This is a genomic window from Candidatus Enterococcus leclercqii, from assembly GCF_009933135.1.
Taxonomy (GTDB): Bacteria; Bacillota; Bacilli; order Lactobacillales; family Enterococcaceae; genus Enterococcus_C; species Enterococcus_C leclercqii.
In genome coordinates this window covers 40,490-52,951 of record NZ_MAEH01000021.1, presented here as the reverse complement: position 1 = coordinate 52,951, position 12,462 = coordinate 40,490, and the positions used below count along the sequence as shown (strand labels likewise).

At 42.3% G+C, this 12,462-nt stretch carries 11 protein-coding genes; 6 read left to right on the top strand and 5 right to left on the bottom strand.

Features of this window, described 5'->3' with window-relative positions; all coding sequences use genetic code 11:
- Window positions 1-122 precede the first annotated feature (122 nt).
- Window positions 123-1,085: an L-lactate dehydrogenase gene (locus BAU14_RS13360; RefSeq protein WP_161900606.1), complete on the bottom strand. Its 963-nt coding sequence runs from the start codon at window positions 1,083-1,085 to the stop codon at window positions 123-125.
- A 244-nt stretch (window positions 1,086-1,329) separates the two neighbouring features.
- The gene (locus BAU14_RS13355; protein WP_161900605.1) at window positions 1,330-2,790 is read right to left on the bottom strand and encodes an amino acid permease; all 1,461 of its coding nucleotides are present in this window, start codon (window positions 2,788-2,790) and stop codon (window positions 1,330-1,332) included.
- A 363-nt stretch (window positions 2,791-3,153) separates the two neighbouring features.
- Here BAU14_RS13355 and BAU14_RS14290 point away from each other — a divergent pair, with 363 nt between their 5' ends.
- On the top strand, window positions 3,154-3,294 hold the full coding sequence (locus BAU14_RS14290; protein WP_202622236.1) for a hypothetical protein: 141 nt from the start codon (window positions 3,154-3,156) through the stop codon (window positions 3,292-3,294).
- A 493-nt stretch (window positions 3,295-3,787) separates the two neighbouring features.
- Window positions 3,788-4,453: a 3D domain-containing protein gene (locus tag BAU14_RS13350; RefSeq protein ID WP_161900604.1), complete on the top strand. Its 666-nt coding sequence runs from the start codon at window positions 3,788-3,790 to the stop codon at window positions 4,451-4,453.
- A 198-nt stretch (window positions 4,454-4,651) separates the two neighbouring features.
- Here the strand turns inward: BAU14_RS13350 and BAU14_RS13345 are convergent, their stop codons facing one another.
- Entirely contained in the window at window positions 4,652-6,022 is a 1,371-nt protein-coding gene (locus tag BAU14_RS13345) for a metallophosphoesterase family protein (protein WP_161900603.1), read from the bottom strand.
- Between the two features lie 271 nt (window positions 6,023-6,293).
- Here BAU14_RS13345 and BAU14_RS13340 point away from each other — a divergent pair, with 271 nt between their 5' ends.
- Genes BAU14_RS13340 through BAU14_RS13330 form a run of 3 tightly spaced genes read left to right on the top strand, consistent with a single transcriptional unit; the run spans window position 6,294 to window position 8,126 of the window.
- On the top strand, window positions 6,294-6,977 hold the full coding sequence (locus tag BAU14_RS13340) for a DUF1538 domain-containing protein (RefSeq protein WP_161900602.1): 684 nt from the start codon (window positions 6,294-6,296) through the stop codon (window positions 6,975-6,977).
- 53 nt (window positions 6,978-7,030) lie between these two features.
- Window positions 7,031-7,750, top strand: a complete 720-nt coding sequence (locus BAU14_RS13335) for a DUF1538 domain-containing protein (RefSeq protein WP_420022096.1) — start codon at window positions 7,031-7,033, stop codon at window positions 7,748-7,750.
- Window positions 7,743-8,126 carry a P-II family nitrogen regulator gene (locus BAU14_RS13330; RefSeq protein ID WP_161900600.1) on the top strand — a complete coding sequence of 128 codons (384 nt, stop codon included), beginning with the start codon at window positions 7,743-7,745 and terminating at the stop codon, window positions 8,124-8,126. The genes BAU14_RS13335 and BAU14_RS13330 overlap by 8 nt, the downstream gene beginning before the upstream one ends.
- A gap of 166 nt (window positions 8,127-8,292) precedes the next feature.
- Here BAU14_RS13330 and BAU14_RS13325 read toward each other — a convergent pair whose 3' ends face one another.
- A complete protein-coding gene (locus tag BAU14_RS13325) occupies window positions 8,293-9,657 on the bottom strand; it encodes an MATE family efflux transporter (protein ID WP_161900599.1) in 1,365 nt (454 codons plus the stop codon).
- 241 nt (window positions 9,658-9,898) lie between these two features.
- On the opposite strand from BAU14_RS13325, the gene BAU14_RS13320 reads away from it, so the two are divergent.
- Entirely contained in the window at window positions 9,899-10,444 is a 546-nt protein-coding gene (locus BAU14_RS13320) for a GNAT family N-acetyltransferase (RefSeq protein WP_161900598.1), read from the top strand.
- Window positions 10,445-10,632: 188 nt separating this feature from the next.
- Here the strand turns inward: BAU14_RS13320 and BAU14_RS13315 are convergent, their stop codons facing one another.
- Window positions 10,633-12,405 carry an oleate hydratase gene (locus tag BAU14_RS13315; protein WP_161900597.1) on the bottom strand — a complete coding sequence of 591 codons (1,773 nt, stop codon included), beginning with the start codon at window positions 12,403-12,405 and terminating at the stop codon, window positions 10,633-10,635.
- Window positions 12,406-12,462: the final 57 nt, after the last annotated feature.

Genomic DNA, 12,462 nt, shown 5'->3' with positions numbered 1-12,462 from the left:
CTTCCGGACCTTTTGACCGAGAAAAGCTTTCAGATACATAAAAGCCGTGGCCATTTCTTCAGATTAATAATTGAAGAGGGCCACGGTTTTGGGGTCAGATAAAAGATGGGGTGATCTTCAGCTTAGTCTGCAATATACCCCAGAATTTTACCAGTATTTTCGCGGATCACAGCTGCAGAAGAGGCAAACTTATCTTTTTCTTCTTCTGTCAAATGGATTTCAAGGATATCAGTGACACCGTTACGGTTCAAAATCGCTGGAACACCGGCGAAAATATCAGCTTCCCCATACTCACCTTCTAAAAGAGTAGAGACGGGAATGATGGAGTTTTCATTGTAAAGAATGGCTTTGATAATCCCCACACAGGCAGACGCGATGCCGTAATAGGTAGTACCTTTACGGTTAAAGATCTCCCAGCCTTCGCGAGTAGTTTTCAACACCAGCTCATCCAAGTCGATATCACCTACTAGTTCTGGGTTATCAGTAATCACATCTTGGAAAGACTTGCCGGCAATAGTGACAGTGGACCACGGCACCATCAGTGAATCGCCATGTTCACCCATGGCATAGCCGTAAACACTGCGGGGGTCTACATCAACGAGATCCGCTAAGAAATTTTGCAGACGAGCCGAATCGATAGAGGTACCGGTGCCTAATACTTGGTTTTTTGGCAGACCCGATAATTTGTAGACCAGGTAAGCCAACATATCTACCGGATTGGAGACTACGATGAAAATGCCATCAAAACCAGATGCCATCACCGGGTCCACGATGGACTTGGCAATCTTGGCACTGATATCGAGAGTATCTAAGCGAGTTTGACCAGGTTTTGGAGGAGCACCAGCTGTGATGACGACGATATCTGCATCGCCACAGTCCTCGTAGCCACCAGCAGTCACTTTGACATTGCGATCCAGATATTTGATGGAGTTTTTCAGATCTCGCACCTCGCCCAACGCTTTTTCGTGATTGAGATCGATCATCAGTACTTCGTCGCAAACCCCTTGAGTGATAAGGCTGAAGGCTGTTGAAGAGCCCACCAGTCCGCTACCAATAATAGCAACTTTTGATTTTTGTATGTGCATGAAATCAGATTCCTTCCTTTAATAAAACTGCTTTTTCTGAACAACTCCATACTAGCAAATTGCGCCCAGATTGACAAAGCTGAGAATCGAAGAAGCGTGACAAATCGCAGAATGAACTGAAATAAATTACCCCATGAAAACAAAAAAGCAGACCAGACAGTTTGCTCTTTTGATGAACGAAAACGTCATGGCATCAAAAACAAACTATTAGGACCTGCTTTTTTGTTAGTACTTGTTAAAGAGATTAAATGGTTGTTTCGCTACTTTGTTTTGGATGATTGTTACGTTTAGCGATAACCGGTAGCAAAGCACCCAAAAGGATTAGCACGATTGGCGTCAAAATGTTAGAAATCATTTGGAACCACCAAGCTTTTGAGCTTAAATCAAATTCCATTTTTGGTACAATCCCTAAAAGACAGGCGAAGGCAGTGAACAAGAAGCACCACAAGCCGACAGCAAAACCGATTTTAGGGTTTTTCACAAATTTATACTCTGAGTCGAACTGATTTCGCGCTTTATTGAGCATCATGAAGGCAAAGAATACCCACAGATAGCGTAATGGCATAACGACAGAGTTCAAATTAGTCATCCATTTTACCAATTCGTTCATGTTGCCGATACCCAGTACAGGCAGCAAAATCAAAGTGCTGACTAAGATTCCTGTCAGCAGGTAGCCATTTTTCAAAATTCCTTTGTCGGTCCGTTGACGCAGCCATTGTGGAATATAAGCTGGATCAGCATCTGCCAAAAGGATCTGCAATGGCGCATCAATAGAAAAGGCCAGTGCTGAGATTTGGCCGATAGTATTTGTCAGAGCGTAGATAATCATTAAGCTGTTGCCGATACCGTAGTATTGGCCCAATTTTTGGAAAGCGGTATAAGCACCATTGGCCATCAAGTCTTCAGGAATATTGTTGCTGGCAAACAGCATACCCATCGCAATGGAACCCAAAATCGCACTGATTCCCACCATGGCAGCTAATAAGATCATTCCTTTTGGAAATTCTTTTGCGGGGTTTTTAGTTTGGTTAACGTATGGTGAAATTTTTTCAGCACCACCTACTGCAAAGACCAACATAGAGATCGTTGTAAAGTAGGTAAAGTCAAATTTAGGGATATAGCTGCTCAGTTTGTCCATGTGTGGTGTTGCAAAGGTGACCCCAGAGTTAATGGCAGGTGCACCAATTGCCAATAGGATAAACAAAATGGACATTACAAACATTGCCGTTCCTGCCAGACCACCGATAATTTTCAGTGTGGACAGACCTTTTGTTGAAAGGTACAAGAAAACTAAGAAAATCGCCAAGCTCAACAGCGCAACGGTAGTGATTGGTAGGGAAGAGACAAGCGTACCGTCGCCTTTGACTGCCCAGCCTAAAGCAATCAGAATTCCTTGAGGTTTTTGCGCCAGATAAGGAATATGGACTACCCAGTAAGTCCAAGCAGCGAAGAAGGCCAGCTTTTTAGTCGTCGTATTTTCTACCCAGGAGCTAACACCGCCATTGCTGTTTTTAAAAGTGGAACCCAATTGGCCCACAATCAGTGCATAAGGGATGAAGTATAAGACTAAGATGATTACCCAGGAAGTGACAACAGATAGGCCTTGTTGTGCATAGTTGTTGACGACATTCCCCAAGCCCCAGACCATACTGAAGGCGATGATACCGATGTTGGTCCAGCGCAGTTGTTTCGTATTCGTACTCATTTTTGATTCTCCTTCTATAAAATAGTAGACAAATGCAGTTCTGAAATCCAGATCCTATAAGACTGCTGATATTTATGATCTGAATAATAACAAAAACCACCGTTCAGCCTAACACAATAAACCGTCCTTTTAAAGCAGAATTTTCATAATAAAAGATAGTTTTTTCATGAAAAAACGCTAAACTTTCGAAAGAAACCTACTGAAATCCAAGAAAATTTCACAAATGAGTCATTTTTTTCTTATAAAAAGAGGTACCTATTGAAAATAGACTTGCTGAATAGTAAGGCATCGGGTATGATAAACGAGTTGTGTCTGAGGGAAGAACAGAGCTGAAAGGCCAAGCGAAAATTATGAGGTGAAATAATGAGTACAGGAAAAGATGCCAAAGCGAAGATGAAGGAACTAATTGAGAAAAAGCAGGGTGGCGGTCGCTCAAAAAAAATGGAAACTCCGAAAAACGACCGTAAGAATATGCGTAAAGGTCCCAAAATCTATAATAAATAGGCTGTCAATTACGATACAGAACAAACACGATTCAGTTCATCTGATTGCAATCATTTCCAGATGCAAGACGTATTTTTCATGCGGATTAGCAAGGATGTGATGATTTTTTACGAACTGACTTTTGTTAATCTGTATCTATTTTTTGTTATTTATAAGAAAGCGGTTGCAGGCGTATTAGTTTAACGCCAGGTTACAAAGTACAGGATTATGTAATCTTGCGACTGTCACAATCGCGTTTTTAGATCCAAATTAATCAAATCTTATGGATTGAGCTCGTAATATTTTTGTCATATTACGATTGTCAGAAAATTTAAAGTTGTCTCGTCCGCTTGCTAGCTGTTTACATAACAGTTAAAACTTAAAATACGGTTATTTTGTAACAATCTTACGAGACTGAAACATTCTGTTATCCAGTTGTTACCATCCGTAGCTTCAAAGTTGCTATGATTGTCTACGTCAATAAGACACATTGCAACTTAAAGGAGACGAATCTATGAAACTGGTAAAAACATTCTTATTTGGTTCCGCGGTAGTAGCAGGAATCGTGGCCTTTGGTGGAAAAGCAGATGCTGCAGAAATCGAACATGTAGTGACATCCTCGGACTCGTTGTGGGGTCTTTCAGTTAAATACTTTGGATCAGAAGCGTATATCGATAAAATCGCTGAAGACAATGATATCGTAAATAAAGACTTGATTTACGATGGCGAGGTTTTACTGATCAATACCGATGACAAGGCTACCGCTTCTGTTAAAACAGCCGAAGCTGACACAGAAGCTTCATCAGAAACTAACCAAGAACCGGCAGCGCAAACTGCAACACAAGAAACTGTAACTGACACGGCTGGTGATCAAAATAGTTACGCTGGAACTACGATGTATATGGAAGCTACAGCCTATAGCTCTGATCCAGCAGATGCCCTTGGTGGCGGGAGTTATACCGCAACCGGCCAAAATCTTTTAGAAAACCCGATGGCAGTCGCAGTGGATCCAAGCGTTATTCCTCTAGGGACTCATCTGTATGTTGAAGGCTACGGTGAAGCATATGCCGTGGATACCGGTGGTGCCATTCAAGGCAATATCATCGATGTTCACTTCCCAACCTATGCACAATGTGAAGCCTGGGGGCGACGACAAGTCAAAGTAACGATTCTTGACTAATCTCAAAACCAAATAAATTGAAAAGCGCCATCTGTTCCTACTTGATGAAGTAGGGAGCAGATGGTGCTTTTTTTTAGGACTATAAGAGATGTCTTCCTTTACAAGAAACACCAGGAAACTTCTGAATAAAAAAACGTAGCCTTTCACAGATAGTCCATATTCATGAAAGCTAGAGTCATTTAGCTTTAGCACACACGGTCAGTCAGTGAAATCTTTTTGCCAGAATTGATCCGGCAAATTGTGATCTTGAAGGGCAAAATCAATATAGTCTTTTAAAAATTCGGAGTTCTTTGCCAATGCTTTATAACTGTCTTTGGCTTTGATGTCAGCGGTTTGTTGGTTGGTTAATTGATCGTTGCCGCTAAAGTAATCCAAATTGACTTGGGCTACCAAATCAGCCACGGGATCAATGATTTTCTGGTCATAAATCCCTTTGTCCATCAAATCCTGATAAACCATTCGGACACCGTCTTTTAAAAATAAGTCTTTTAGATAGGCATCATGGGTGGTTAATGGGGAGCTGGCACCACCGACTTCCGCGATTTTTTTTACGGCCCAATCAGAGACACTGATTGTCTGCCGCTTGTAAGTAATCTGCTTTGGAGTAAGACGCAAGATCCCGTAGCCATGATCGATTATCGCGTAAGAACTGGTTACGATCTCCGTTAGACCAGTTTCTTGCATAATATCTTGAGCATGGATATGGCCGGAAAGCACAACTGGCACCTCATAGGTTTTTAAAAGATTTTTTACTGTGGCGGCATTATCAAGAACATAGCCATTGTTTACCAGCGGATTATGGGTCAGCAAGTTGTGGTGAATGAACACAATGGTGCGTTGCTTATTCTTTTTTGCTTCTTCCAATTGCTCTTTCAGCCAGTTCAGGGTGCTCTCTTTCAATTCGCCTCGGGTAACAGGTTGAGCGGTGCTATCATCGCGAGTATAAATATTAGTATCCAACATCACAAAACGATAGTAGCGGTTAATTGATAAGCTGTAGCTAAGGTCTTCAGGAGCTGTGGAAAGCGCATCTTCATAGCTTTGAGGAAAAATCTTTTTAAAGTCTGTTGGGCTGATCTGTGCAGTTCGTTCTTGTGTGTCGCCAGAAAACTTACGGGCCCAACCGTCGTGTATATCATGATTCCCAGGAATACAATAGAGTTTGATGCCGGCTTTCTTTAAAGGCGCCAAGATTTCGGCTAGCTTTTCAGCACTGATTTTTTCTCCATTTAAAGTGAGATCCCCGGTAATAATCACAGCAGCCGGTTTTTTGGCAAGTGCTTGAGCTAAGAAGGCCTCCAAGCTTTCTTCCTGATAATCCAAATCTTTGCCGGCAGCGGTTCCTTTGATAAAGGAAAAAGCTTTGCCATCATCATGGAGTTCCGGTGCCAGAAAGTGGACATCTGTTAAAATCCAGAAATCTTGCCCTTTTTCAGAGAACAGCGAATTTTCGCCAGCACTTCCCTCAGCACGGCCTTCAGTCGGTGCCCAAACGCCTTTTTCCAGGAATAAGACTCCTAAAAAACTCAAAAGCAGCAAAAGGAAGAATAATGGTTTTTTATGTTTCATATCAATTTCCTCATTTCCCGACCAATAGTAGCACAGATCCATGAGAAACTGAATAAAACAGGTTGGCGTCTTGTCATTTTTTAGGGTACACTAAATATAGCGCTTTCGGAAGTAATCAATCAGAATCGATCATAGATACCATGGGTTGTAGTTTTCTAAAGATGAGGGGATGAATTGAACTATTCAACGCGTTTTAGAAAAAAGCCACTGATGGCCGAAAAGCTTGAAAATGCAATTGGCTATGATCAATCAAGATATGAGGAGGAATTCTATGAAGAAAAGTTTTCAAGAGGTCATTGTTGCAATTTTGCCGATGACAGTCTTGATCGTAGTGCTTACATTGATTTACGCGCCATTGCCCAAAGATGACTTGATCACATTTATTGTCGGCGCAGCTATCATGATGATTGGAATGGCCCTGTTTTTGTTTGGTGCCGATTACTCCATGCTACGGGTAGGTTCATTAGTAGGGGAGTATATGATTAAAAAGCGCAGCCTGGCGATTATGTTGAGCTTGGGCTTTGCCATTGGAATTGGAATCACGATTGCCGAGCCTTCCGTTCAAGTGTTGGCAAGTCAGGTACGTGATATTTCTGATGGTGCCATTACGAAGCTCTTATTGATTGGTGTCGTTTCTGTCGGTACCGGGATCTTTCTAGCGTTTGCTTTGTTACGGACCGTCTTTCGATTGTCTTATTACAAAATGATGCTCATCGGCTATTTTCTGGTATTTGCAATGTCCTTTTTTACCAGTCCAGAATTTATGCCCATTGCCTTTGATGCCGGAGGAGTGACGACAGGACCTGTAACGGTTCCATTCATTTTAGCCCTAGCTAGTGGGGTCACCAGTATGATTCACCAGGGCAAAGGGGACAGTGACAGTTTTGGCATGGTAGGAGTCTCTTCGCTAGGTCCGGTTTTGGCGGTCATGATTTTGGGGGTGATCTTTAAGTGAACCTTCTCAAACAGATTTTTACTGGAATCGACATCCAGTTTACTGAAGTTTTAATGGCTATTGCACCAATCGTCCTCTTGTTTGTGATTTTGAATTTTACAAGTTTCCACTTGAAACCTAAACGATTTGGTGAAATTATGATTGGCTTTTTGATTACGACAATTGGTTTGATCTTGTTTCTTCATGGGGTCAACATCGCCTATGTACCTGTGGGGCAGCATTTAGGGACCGAGCTGGCCAAACTGGAAAATAATTACATTTTGATTCCCCTGGGCTTTTTAATGGGCTTTTTAGTGGGTTTTGCGGAACCAGCCATTCATGTAATGGTCAAACAGGTGGAAGAAGAAAGCGGCGGTGCGGTGAAGAGAAGAGTGTTATTGGCAGTCGTTTCAGTGGGAATCGGTGTTGCAGTGGCGCTGTCGATGTGGCGCCTGTTGGCAGGGTTCAGCCTCTACTATTTCCTGATTCCCGGATATGTATTGGTTTTTGTCCTTGGTCGAAAAGTCGATAATATGTTTTTGGCGATGGCTTTTGATAACGGCGGGGTGGCTACAGGACCAATGTGCTCAACCTTCATTTTGTCAATGGCTGTGGCTATCGCCGCTCAAATCGAAGGCCGCAGCCCGTTGATTGACGGATTTGGCGTCGTCGCATTGATTGCCTTGACACCAATCTTATCTACCTTAGCATTGGGCTATTTATACAAGCGTAAAGCCGAACGAGATCAAAAAGAAAAGAATCGCTTGCAGGAAGTGGAGGATAAAAATGGATAAACCAGTTGCATTGAATTTAGAGATGATTGTTACAATCGTGGATCGGGGGATCGGCGAAGATGTTATTGAGTATTCCAAAGAAGCCGGTGCAAACGGTGGTACCATCATACATGGTCGCGGAACCGGAGCCCATGAAAAGGCCAAATTTTTTGGTTTGGAAATTGATCCGGAAAAAGATATTGTCTTGACGCTGGTGCCAGATTCACTAACCGCTGAGGTGATGAATGCGATCAGTCGGGGCATCAAAATCGACAAGCCGGGCAATGGCATATGTTTTTCCATCAACATTGATAAAGTCGTTGGTATCACAGCCATCAATTCCTATCGCCAAGTAGTAGAGATGGAAACTTTCTTAGACAATGAAGCAGATGAATAGCAATCGTAGAAGAGGAGCCAAGTGCACCTCTTTTTTTATTGGATTAGCTGTTTTGACTTAGAGTTGCAGCAAAGTGGTGACCGTTTTCCACAGAAGACATATAAAAAAGCCCCCAAAGCTTGCAATAATACTGCGCAAGCTTTGGAGGCAGGGAAAGTGTCAGTTGCTAGTTCAGAGGCAGCTCTTCTTGCTCTTGTGCTTCTGCCAGGCGGCGCAATTCCTTAATGGCTTTCAAATAGGAGTAGACTAAGACCGCTACAGAACCGGCCCAAGCCAATGGAGAAGCTAACACAGCCCCGTGGTAGCCAAAAAGTCGAGTCAGAAAAATTGCTGCAAAAGAGCGCATAAACAATTCCATGATTCCGGCGATAGTCGGGATTTTTGCTTGTCCCAGACCTTGAAGGGTATAGCGCAGGATAAATAAGATAGCTAAAATCCAGTACATGCTGGCATTGGCATTGAAATAGACTTGAGCCAGCTCAAATACATTTGTCTCACTTCGCGCTACAAATAGAGCTACGAAATTTTGTCCAAAGAAAATTACAGCAATTCCCGCTAAAATGGAAAAACCAATACTCATCATTAAACACTGTTTTACACCAATTAAGATTCTGCGGTATTTTTTGGCACCAAAATTTTGACCAGTGAAGGTCGCCATCGTTACGCCAAAGGACATCATTGGTTGGGTGGCAAATTGGTCAATTCGCCCTGCTGCGGCTTGTGCAGCAACTACGTCAGTTCCCAAGCTATTGAGTGCTGCTTGTAAAATCACCGTTCCAATTGCGATGATGGAAGACTGAAAAGCCATAGGAAGACCAGCATTCAAATGCACACGATATTCCTCTTTGCGGACATAAAAATCACGTTTTTTCAGCTGTAATAACGGGATCTTTTTCAAAATGTAAATATAACACATAATCGAAGAAGCCAATTGCGCAATAATCGTTGCCCATGCAGCACCGGCAACGCCCATATTAAAGTTGATAATGAAAACTAGATCTAATACAACATTGATAATGACCGCAAAGATTAAAAAAAGTAAAGGGGTACGGCTATCTCCTAATGCTCGGATCATATTGGAAAGCAGGTTGAAAGCCATAGAGGCAACCATTCCGCCTAAGATGATCGAGATGAATTCTTTTGCTTGTTGGTAGATATCAGCAGGCGTTTGCATCAAATGCAGGAGCGGATCGATGAAAATCAGGCTCAGAGCAGTTAGAATCACTGTCACGGCCAGACTAATCATGACACTAACGGCAAAGCTGCGTTTTACGCGACGGTATTCTTTTGCTCCAAAACGTTGCGCTGTGATAATCGAAAGCCCTGCACTAAGTCCTTGGGCAAAACCAATGATTAAAAAGGTGATACTACCAGTAGAGCCCACTGCAGCCAAGGCACCTTTCCCTAAGGTTTGACCGACGATGATCATATCCACCATATTGTAAAATTGTTGGAAAATATTACCGACCAGCAATGGAATCGTAAAGAGGAAAATCAGTTTAGCAGGAGTACCTTTTGTTAAATCACGCATCTATTTATCTTCCTTTTATGTAAAATTTCAAAGTTCTTTCAAGCAAGCCTTAGTCTATCACAACGATCAATAAAAAAATATGGAAAATCTTATCTTTTTCTTTGTTGTATCTTGCTTTTTAGGAAGTGAGATAGCGGGAAATGCAGAAGAGCATTTCAAAAAGAAAGAGAACAGAAGAAGCGATTCATGTAGGAGTCTATGGTATGATTTTTGTATCAAGAAAAACTGAGGAGGAACAGCGATGGCGACTTTATATCAGCAAAACTTGATTCAACTTGCTCGCAATCAGAAATTTGAGCTGCCAAAATTTTATTTAAGACCAATCACTATTGCCGACTTGGTAGACTATCATGAGTTGACTGCAAATGACGAGGCGCTGAAATATGATTATCCAGCGCATCAAAACTTAGAAGAGAGTTTATCGATGATGGTTAAATGGCACCTATCTCAACCACTGGGCAAGTATGGGATTATTCTGAAGTCAGAAAATAAGTTAGTGGGCAACGTTAGTTTGTCAATTTCAGAAGATAGTGGGATTTGTCGAATTGGCTATGCCGTGAGTCCCAATTATCAAAGGCGGGGAATTGCGTTTGACTGTGTCGGCTTTTTGAGTAGTTATGCCCTCACGCAACTGCAGATTGAGCGACTTCAAGGGGATGTGCACGAAGAAAATAGAGGCAGTATCGCCTTGCTGGAGAAACTAGGCTTTGAAAAAATCGCAGAAGAGACGGCTAGCTCTTTACGCTATGAAAGTTTTAACCAACTAAATTATGCCAAGTATTTATAGAACAGTTAATGAAGGAGGAAGCATTGAAGCTGTTTTTTGAAAAAGAGAATGCTGTCATTAAACCAAGCGAACCACTGATTGATGAATAGAAAAAAGGGCATCGCCGAATAAAACCGGCGATGCTCTTTTTTCTATTCACTGTATTCTATTATGAAATTTTATTTGCTCAAAAAAGAATCGGGGATTGCTTACAACAAGCCGGCGTCTTTCAACAATTGTGGAATGATTGTGCCATCTACTTTCTTCAAGCCTTTTTTCTCGACGAGCTTAATCAACCATGGGACTTTGATATCGGCTAATTTTTTGCCGTCCATCAAGCGAGAAGTAGAAGACAACAGTGTCCGGACATCATAGGCAGAGGCGAAGACTTCTGGAACTCCGCGATCCACATCCAGCAAAGTATAAACAGCTTCCATCGCAGTCCGCACAGAATATTCTGTTGTGAAGACTGTGTCACGAGGTGTTTCTGCAAAGTTCCCGATAAAGGCCAAGTTTTGTGAGCCTTCTGGTACCACAAGGGGACGATCTCCCAGGGCCCGTGGCATGAAGTAAGAAGTGATGAAAGGCATGTAGACTGGGATTGTTTCACAGCCGTTGTGGGCCAAATCAGCAATCAATTCTTCTGGAACACCCATGTGATACAGCCATTCTTCGGCGATTTCTGCACCGGTACATTGTGTGATTGGCTTCTTGATAAAATCACCGGGAACGTCGGAGTATAGACCGTAAATCCAAACCACCAGTTCGTCATGGGGTTGTGCTTTGAAGTGAGGTTGACGATTCAAGGTATAACTCATCATCCAGCTGGAATCTTCGGCAGTCACGATACCACCAGTAACAACTTTACCTGCATAAGGATCCCGTTTACTGATTTTTTGAATATATTCAGCAACACGCTTGTCTTTGACAGTTGTCGTTGCTGAGATAAACCAGCTTTTTTCTGGGAGATTTTCGCAGAATTTTTCCGGACGACCAAATGCGCTATCCTGAGCTGCAAGATTTTTCCACAGTTGCCAACTGCCGCCCAGATCATGAGTTGCTGGAGCAGGATGATCATTGTCACCGTATTTTGTGCTTTCAGTGATACTGCCATTTGTGATAAAAACAAGATCGTTAACGGTCAGATCAATTGTTTCTTCTTTTCCGCCGCGAGTGACGGCTAATGAGCGGGCAATTTTTTTATTGCCGGTAGAATCTACCAAAACATTCGTGACTTTAACGTCGTATTGAAAGTCCACATGATGACTTTCTAAATAATTGACCAATGGTAAAACTAAAGATTCATATTGGTTGTACTTGGTGAATTTTAAGGCTGACAAATCAGGGAGACCACCGATATGATGGATGAAACGCAGGATGTAGCGGCGCATTTCCATAGCGGAGTGCCATTTTTCAAAAGCAAACATTGTTGACCAGTAAATCCAGAAGTTGGATTCAAAGAATTCCTCTGAAAAGACATCAGTGATTTTGATATCTTGCAAGTCTTCTTCTGGTGTTAGAAACAATTTGACCATTTCTTCAGATGATTTATCAGACATCGTGAACTGGCCATCAGTAGCTTTGCGCTGACCACGGTTATTGATAATCCGGCATTTAGAGTAGTTGGGATCTTCTTTATTCAACCAGTAGAACTCGTCCAAAACAGAAGCATCTTCGACTTCCAGAGAAGGAATTGAGCGAAATAGATCCCACAAACATTCAAAGTGGTTTTCCATTTCCCGACCACCTCGAATGATAAATCCACGGTCCGGATTCAAGATTCCGTCCAAGCTACCTCCAGCGATAGGCAATTCTTCCAAAATGTGGATGTTTTCACCTTTCATGCGGCCATCGCGAATCAAAAAGCTGGCGGCTGCCAAGCTAGCTAAGCCGGCACCTACTAGATAGGCAGATTTGTTGTCTACATCTGCGGGTTTTTTCGGGCGGGCAAACGCCTCATAGTTACCATTGCTGTAATACATCAAGATCCCTCCGATTCCAATTTTTGATCTGAGAAAAGCAAGCCTGTTGAAACAACG

Coding starts and splice junctions, on each gene's coding strand:
- BAU14_RS13320 (WP_161900598.1), top strand. CDS start 9,899: ATGGCGACTTTATATCAGCAAAACTTGATTCAACTTGCTCGCAATCAG.
- BAU14_RS13315 (WP_161900597.1), bottom strand. CDS start 12,405: ATGTATTACAGCAATGGTAACTATGAGGCGTTTGCCCGCCCGAAAAAA.
- BAU14_RS13340 (WP_161900602.1), top strand. CDS start 6,294: ATGAAGAAAAGTTTTCAAGAGGTCATTGTTGCAATTTTGCCGATGACA.
- BAU14_RS13350 (WP_161900604.1), top strand. CDS start 3,788: ATGAAACTGGTAAAAACATTCTTATTTGGTTCCGCGGTAGTAGCAGGA.
- BAU14_RS13345 (WP_161900603.1), bottom strand. CDS start 6,022: ATGAAACATAAAAAACCATTATTCTTCCTTTTGCTGCTTTTGAGTTTT.
- BAU14_RS13325 (WP_161900599.1), bottom strand. CDS start 9,657: ATGCGTGATTTAACAAAAGGTACTCCTGCTAAACTGATTTTCCTCTTT.
- BAU14_RS13335 (WP_420022096.1), top strand. CDS start 7,031: ATGGCTATTGCACCAATCGTCCTCTTGTTTGTGATTTTGAATTTTACA.
- BAU14_RS13355 (WP_161900605.1), bottom strand. CDS start 2,790: ATGAGTACGAATACGAAACAACTGCGCTGGACCAACATCGGTATCATC.
- BAU14_RS14290 (WP_202622236.1), top strand. CDS start 3,154: ATGAGTACAGGAAAAGATGCCAAAGCGAAGATGAAGGAACTAATTGAG.
- BAU14_RS13330 (WP_161900600.1), top strand. CDS start 7,743: ATGGATAAACCAGTTGCATTGAATTTAGAGATGATTGTTACAATCGTG.
- BAU14_RS13360 (WP_161900606.1), bottom strand. CDS start 1,085: ATGCACATACAAAAATCAAAAGTTGCTATTATTGGTAGCGGACTGGTG.